This is a genomic window from Shewanella scandinavica (assembly GCF_031932065.1).
Lineage (GTDB): Bacteria > Pseudomonadota > Gammaproteobacteria > Enterobacterales > Shewanellaceae > Shewanella > Shewanella baltica.
In genome coordinates this window covers 49,623-55,622 of the sequence record NZ_JAUOES010000031.1, presented here as the reverse complement: position 1 = coordinate 55,622, position 6,000 = coordinate 49,623, and the positions used below count along the sequence as shown (strand labels likewise).

Sequence of the window (6,000 nt, the reverse complement as noted above, 5' to 3'; positions counted from 1 at the left end):
GCAAAACGCACCAAACCTGGCCGCCATGCTGTCGTGGTAATGGACGGTGCGGGTTGGCATACCAATGACATTGCTGCTGATATCCCCAACCTGTCTATACTCAAACTGCCGCCATATTCCCCAGAACTAAACCCCATCGAACAGGTATGGAGTTGGCTGCGCCAACATTATCTCGCCAATCGCTGTTTTAAAGGATATGAGGACATAGTGGATGCCTGCAGCCAGGCATGGAACAGCTTTATCAGCTGTACAAAACGCGTGGTAAAAATGTGCTCTCGGGAATGGGTAAAGGTGACTGAACTTTAATGCGGAATGGTATAAGTTGTTGATATAGTTGTAAATTAATCGTGTCCTGTTAGGCTCGCCAAATTTGAAAGCTCTAATCTGAGTATCAGAAATAAGTGATACTTTGCCTCATTCATTATTTACTTCAATGTTAGCCATCCTCACTCAAGAGGCTTTTATACCAGTCTACATATCCATTATTGTGTCGCGTTGACACATATTCTGGCGTTTTGAGCCGACTATAGATAAGTAACTGCTTCGCACTCATCGTGATGGGAATTGGTATTATGCGGTTTTCACGTATACACTTTTTTACATTACCCATCGCGCATCTGCTTTTAGGTTGAAACTATCAATGGAATTGCGTGGCTTATTGAGGTTATTGCCGCTATTGATGTGTATGCCATTACTGGCTTATGCCGACCGTTTAGCGATGGCGAATGTTAAGCCTGCTGGCCAAGATGTTAGTGTTACTCAGACAGTAAGATATTGCGTCGACCCTGACTGGTTGCCTTATGAAGGAATCCGAGAGGGTAAGCATCTGGGTATTTCGTCAGACTATATTGATTATATTGAATCGCATTCCTCGCTCAAGTTTCAGCTGGTGCCGACTTCCTCTTGGACCGAGACCTTATCTTTTTTGCAAAGCGGACAGTGTGATTTAACTCCTATGCTGAATAAAACCCTGATACGAGAGACTTATCTGCACTTCAGTGATGTTTATTTTCGCTCTCCTAATGTATTGGTGTCACTTAAAGAGCAGCCTTTTCTACAAGGATTTGAGAATATTGGCGCACGTACTTTAGCCGTACCTAAAGGCTATCGTTTGGCCGAATATATTCAGCATTATTATCCTCAGATAGAGACGCTTACCGTTGCCAGTGAACCCGCAGGATTGCAGTCGGTGCTGGATAAACGTGCCGATCTGTTTGTGGGATCGATGTTTTCGGTTAACTCCTACATCCAACAAACGGGATTTAATCATTTGAAAATAGCCGGTTGGGGCGGACCAGAAGATGAGTTGCGGATGGGGGTTGCCTATGGTCAAGAGTCCTTGTTACCTGTGATAAATAAGGCCTTAAATGCTGTGAGTGAGCAGGAGCGGATCTTGATTTATCAGAAGTGGAATAATGTGACTGTCATAGATGAGACTAACTATTCGCTTGTTTATCAAGTTATCTGCGCGACGTGTTTGTTATTGCTAATGTTGGGGGCAAGAACTTACTTTATCAGCCAGTATAACCGTAGACTCACCGATAAGAATCAGCAGCTCGAAACCTTACGACAGCAGCTTGAGGCTTCAAATGCCGAACTCGAGTTTTTATCTACCCATGATCCCCTGACCAAGTTGTATAACCGACATTACTTTAATCGCCTTTTTATTAATAATGAGCAGCATGATCAATCTGCTAAAGCAGGCATGTGCCTTGTGATGATTGATATCGATTACTTTAAAGAGATTAATGACACGCTAGGGCATAACGTCGGGGATCGGATCCTTGAGCAAGTGTCGCAGGTACTACAGCACTGCGTGCGTGAATCTGATGTGGTTGCCCGTTGGGGCGGCGAAGAGTTTGTGATCCTCTGCCAGCAGTCATCCTTACCCTTAGTTGAAAGCTTGTGTGTGCGGATAGCTGAGAGGATCAAACATTATCAATTTACTGACAATGTGCAGTTAACTTGCAGTTTTGGCGTCGCTAAGCTTGCCGATAACGAACCTATGATGTTGTGCTTTGAACGTGCCGACCGCGCGCTTTATCGTGCTAAAGCACAAGGGCGTAATCAAATGTGCACCGACAGGTAAACATTTGCGCAAGTATGATTTACTGTTATTTAAGTAAATGGTTGCTACTGAGATGAGTTTACTAAGCCATCTTTATTTTAGAGGAAGGATTAGCATTATTGCACCAGCCGTAATGCTCATGGGTTAATGTTAGTGGTTTGTACCTAACAATATGATAGAAATTCATTAGAAATGACCTTATCCCATTAGAATGTAGTTTTTTTAACGTTTTTTATTGATTGACTGAAAAATAAGCTAAAGAGTTTTACTAAGTTGTTTTAGTTCGTGTTTATGGCCATTTTATTAAATTATTACGCGACTTTATCGTGAAAAAGTAGTCTAGCCATTTGCGCCGAGAAGGGTTCCAATTTACAATATGCGCCTAAAATAATCTGATGTGCGGTGTGTCGGTGTTTGTCGCATACTCCGTCTACTTCTTAAACTACTCATTAAAGTTGAATCATGACCGAATTATCCAAATACAGAAACATTGGTATCTTCGCTCACGTTGACGCGGGTAAAACCACGACCACCGAGCGTATCCTTAAGCTAACCGGTAAAATCCATAAAATCGGTGAAGTTCACGATGGTGAATCTACCACTGACTTCATGGTACAGGAAGCTGAGCGCGGTATTACTATTCAGTCTGCTGCAGTTAGTTGCTTCTGGAAAGATCACCGTTTCAACGTTATCGACACCCCAGGACACGTTGACTTCACAGTTGAAGTTTATCGTTCTCTGAAAGTGCTTGATGGCGGTATCGGTGTATTCTGTGGTTCAGGCGGTGTTGAGCCTCAATCAGAAACTAACTGGCGCTATGCGAACGAATCTGAAGTTGCGCGTATTATCTTCGTAAACAAGTTAGACCGTATGGGTGCTGACTTCTTACGTGTTGTTAAGCAAACTAAAGACGTATTAGCTGCTAATCCACTGGTTATGGTTTTACCAATCGGTGTTGAAGACGAATTCACAGGTGTTGTTGACCTGTTAACTCGTAAAGCTTATGTATGGGATGATTCAGGTTTACCAGAGAACTTCGAAGTTCAAGACGTTCCTGCTGACATGGTTGATCTTGTTGAAGAATACCGTGAAATGCTGATCGAAACAGCCGTTGAGCAAGACGATGCTGTGATGGAAGCTTACATGGAAGGTGAAGAGCCATCTATGGAAGACATCAAGCGTTGTATCCGTGCGGGTACTCGTACTATGGCATTCTTCCCAACATACTGTGGTTCTGCATTCAAGAACAAAGGTATGCAACTGGTTCTTGATGCTGTTGTTGACTACTTACCATCACCAGATGAAGTTGATCCACAACCATTAACTGACGAAGAAGGCAACGAAACTGGCGAATTCGCTATCGTTTCTGCTGATTTACCGTTAAAAGCATTAGCGTTCAAAATCATGGATGACCGTTTCGGCGCCCTGACTTTCGTACGTATCTACTCTGGTCAACTGAAGAAGGGTGACACCATCCTGAACAGCGCTACAGGTAAAACTGAGCGTATCGGCCGTATGTGTGAAATGTATGCTGATGACCGTATTGAAATTGAATCTGCTCAAGCTGGCGACATTATCGCTATCGTGGGTATGAAAAACGTTCAAACTGGTCACACTTTATGTGACGTGAAACACCCATGTACTCTTGAAGCCATGGTGTTCCCAGAGCCAGTAATCTCTATCGCAGTTGCGCCAAAAGATAAAGGTGGATCTGAGAAAATGGGTATCGCTATCGGTAAGATGATCGCTGAAGATCCATCATTCCGCGTAGAAACTGACGAAGATTCAGGTGAAACCATCCTTAAAGGTATGGGCGAGCTTCACTTAGATATCAAAGTAGACATTCTGAAGCGTACTTATGGCGTTGAATTGATCGTAGGTGAGCCACAAGTTGCTTACCGTGAAACCATTACTCAAATGGTTGAAGATCAATACACTCACAAGAAACAATCTGGTGGTTCTGGTCAATTCGGTAAGATCGAATATATCATTCGCCCAGGTGAGCCAAACACTGGTTTCGTGTTCAAATCTTCAGTAGTTGGTGGTAGCGTTCCGAAGGAATTCTGGCCAGCAGTTGAGAAAGGTTTCGCGAGCATGATGAACACAGGTACTATCGCTGGCTTCCCAGTGTTAGACGTTGAGTTCGAATTAACTGACGGTGCATTCCACGCAGTTGACTCATCAGCAATCGCGTTCGAAATCGCTGCTAAAGGCGCTTTCCGTCAGTCTATCGCTAAAGCTAAACCACAACTTCTTGAGCCAATCATGAAAGTTGACGTGTTCAGCCCAGATGACAACGTGGGTGACGTGATCGGTGACTTAAACCGTCGTCGCGGCATGATCAAAGACCAAGTTGCTGGTGTAACAGGTGTTCGCGTTAAAGCTGACGTACCGTTATCAGAAATGTTCGGTTATATCGGTACTTTACGTACAATGACTTCTGGTCGTGGTCAGTTCTCTATGGAGTTCTCACACTACAGCCAATGTCCAGCTAGCGTAGCTGAGAAAGTTGTTGCTCAAGTTAAAGAACGTAAAGCTGCTGAAGCTAAGAAGTAATTTTTAACTTAACTAAGCTAATATTTTATTAGCTTAGTTAGCTAATAAAAACCGCTGTCGGCCTCTAGGCTAGCAGCGGTTTTTTTATGGGTGAGATCCAACGGTCATTATCAGCTTCGGCTGACGAAGCTCCGTACCCCTTTGTTTAATAGAATGTCAGTTCTTGCTTTATCTTCTCAGCGTTCAGTCTTTTGTTTACTTAATTCGAGCAAGGCCTTGGCCGCGGGCGTTAAAGGTAAACTTTGTCGCCAAATAAGCGCCAGATCCCATGTCATTGCGGGTTGCATAGGTTTAAAGACCAGTTTGCTGGTGCTTAGTCTATTGCAAATCGGCTCAGGTAAAATGGCGACACCCATATCGGCTTCGACCATGGCGGCGAGAAAATCCCACTGGCCGCTGCGAAAGGCAATGTTGAGCTGAACACCTGCTTTGCGGCTGAGCCGATTGATCAACTTAGCGAGAGAGAAATCTTCGTTATAGAGGATAAAAGGATAGGGTTGGAAGTCCTGCCAGTTTAAGTGGTCTTTCTCTGCTAAGGGATGCCCCTCAGGCAGGCATGCAAGCAAAGGGTACTTAGTCAGGGGTTGATTGACGAGTTCTGTCTCATGGGTTGTGGGTAGCGCGGTAAAGGCGATATCGAGACTGTTATTGAGCAGGGCTTGCTCGCAGCCGAATCCGCCGTACTCATACATGTGTAGTTCAACCCCCGGATAACGTTTACGGTAGCTAGTGAGCAAGCCTATGATAAGGCTGCTCATCATAGGGCATACACCCAGTCGTAACCGCCCTGATTTGAGACCGCTGAGGTTACTCATGTCCTCCTGCAATCTATGCCATTGGCCGAGGATTTCCCGCGCACTGTGCTCAAATAGCTGCCCTGCCTGAGTTAGCTCAACCTTTTGGTTATTTCGGATCAGCAAGGTTTCCCCTAGGCTTTCTTCGAGTCTTTGGATGATTTTGCTCAGTGTCGGCTGAGTGATAAAACATTTCTGTGCGGCGCGGGTAAAGTTTTCGGTTTCCACTAGGGTCAGAAAACATTGTAAGGTCTTGATTGGGATGTTCATGCTCAAATGGAATCCATATTATGGAATTTATTCATTTTACTAATGATGGCCTAAGTATTACTTTGACCTTGTTAACAAAACAGGGGAATACCGATGAAATCAAGTTCGAGTCTATGGGTAGGGGCTTTGTGGCAGGCGGCTATGCCTGTGGCAAAAGAGGTGCAAAACGCTAAAGCGGCGCAAGTCACTAAAACGGCTCCAGCGGGTGATTTGCATAAAGCAAAACAACAAGTAAACCCAGCCTAGGCTGGGTTTTTACTTTTCTGCGTTTTAGATTCTGCTCTTATCTTTATTTCCCTCGATTCTCACTTC

The 6,000-nt window shown here is 44.3% G+C and carries 5 protein-coding genes; 4 read left to right on the top strand and 1 reads right to left on the bottom strand.

The genetic code is table 11. From position 1 onward, the window contains the following. From Q4Q50_RS19805 to fusA, 3 genes are all read left to right on the top strand, one after another. Positions 1-306, top strand: a 306-nt coding sequence (locus tag Q4Q50_RS19805; RefSeq protein ID WP_311900781.1) for a transposase, incomplete at its 5' end; no start/stop codon positions are given. Positions 307-640: 334 nt separating this feature from the next. Beyond that, positions 641-2,089 (top strand): diguanylate cyclase, encoded by a 1,449-nt coding sequence (locus tag Q4Q50_RS19800; protein WP_311900779.1) that lies wholly within the window; start codon positions 641-643, stop codon positions 2,087-2,089. Positions 2,090-2,530: 441 nt separating this feature from the next. Then, the gene (gene fusA, locus Q4Q50_RS19795; RefSeq protein WP_220592060.1) at positions 2,531-4,624 is read left to right on the top strand and encodes an elongation factor G; all 2,094 of its coding nucleotides are present in this window, start codon (positions 2,531-2,533) and stop codon (positions 4,622-4,624) included. Between the two features lie 176 nt (positions 4,625-4,800). Here fusA and Q4Q50_RS19790 read toward each other — a convergent pair whose 3' ends face one another. Beyond that, positions 4,801-5,688 carry a LysR family transcriptional regulator gene (locus Q4Q50_RS19790; RefSeq protein WP_006086011.1) on the bottom strand — a complete coding sequence of 296 codons (888 nt, stop codon included), beginning with the start codon at positions 5,686-5,688 and terminating at the stop codon, positions 4,801-4,803. A 93-nt stretch (positions 5,689-5,781) separates the two neighbouring features. Here Q4Q50_RS19790 and Q4Q50_RS19785 point away from each other — a divergent pair, with 93 nt between their 5' ends. Next, positions 5,782-5,934, top strand: coding sequence for a hypothetical protein (locus tag Q4Q50_RS19785; RefSeq protein WP_006082989.1), 153 nt, complete (start codon positions 5,782-5,784; stop codon positions 5,932-5,934). The last annotated feature ends 66 nt before the right edge of the window (positions 5,935-6,000 follow it).

Excerpts from the sequence above, each read along its gene's own strand:
- Q4Q50_RS19800 (WP_311900779.1), top strand. The coding sequence starts at position 641 with ATGGAATTGCGTGGCTTATTGAGGTTATTGCCGCTATTGATGTGTATG.
- Q4Q50_RS19785 (WP_006082989.1), top strand. The coding sequence starts at position 5,782 with ATGAAATCAAGTTCGAGTCTATGGGTAGGGGCTTTGTGGCAGGCGGCT.
- fusA (WP_220592060.1), top strand. The coding sequence starts at position 2,531 with ATGACCGAATTATCCAAATACAGAAACATTGGTATCTTCGCTCACGTT.
- Q4Q50_RS19790 (WP_006086011.1), bottom strand. The coding sequence starts at position 5,688 with ATGAACATCCCAATCAAGACCTTACAATGTTTTCTGACCCTAGTGGAA.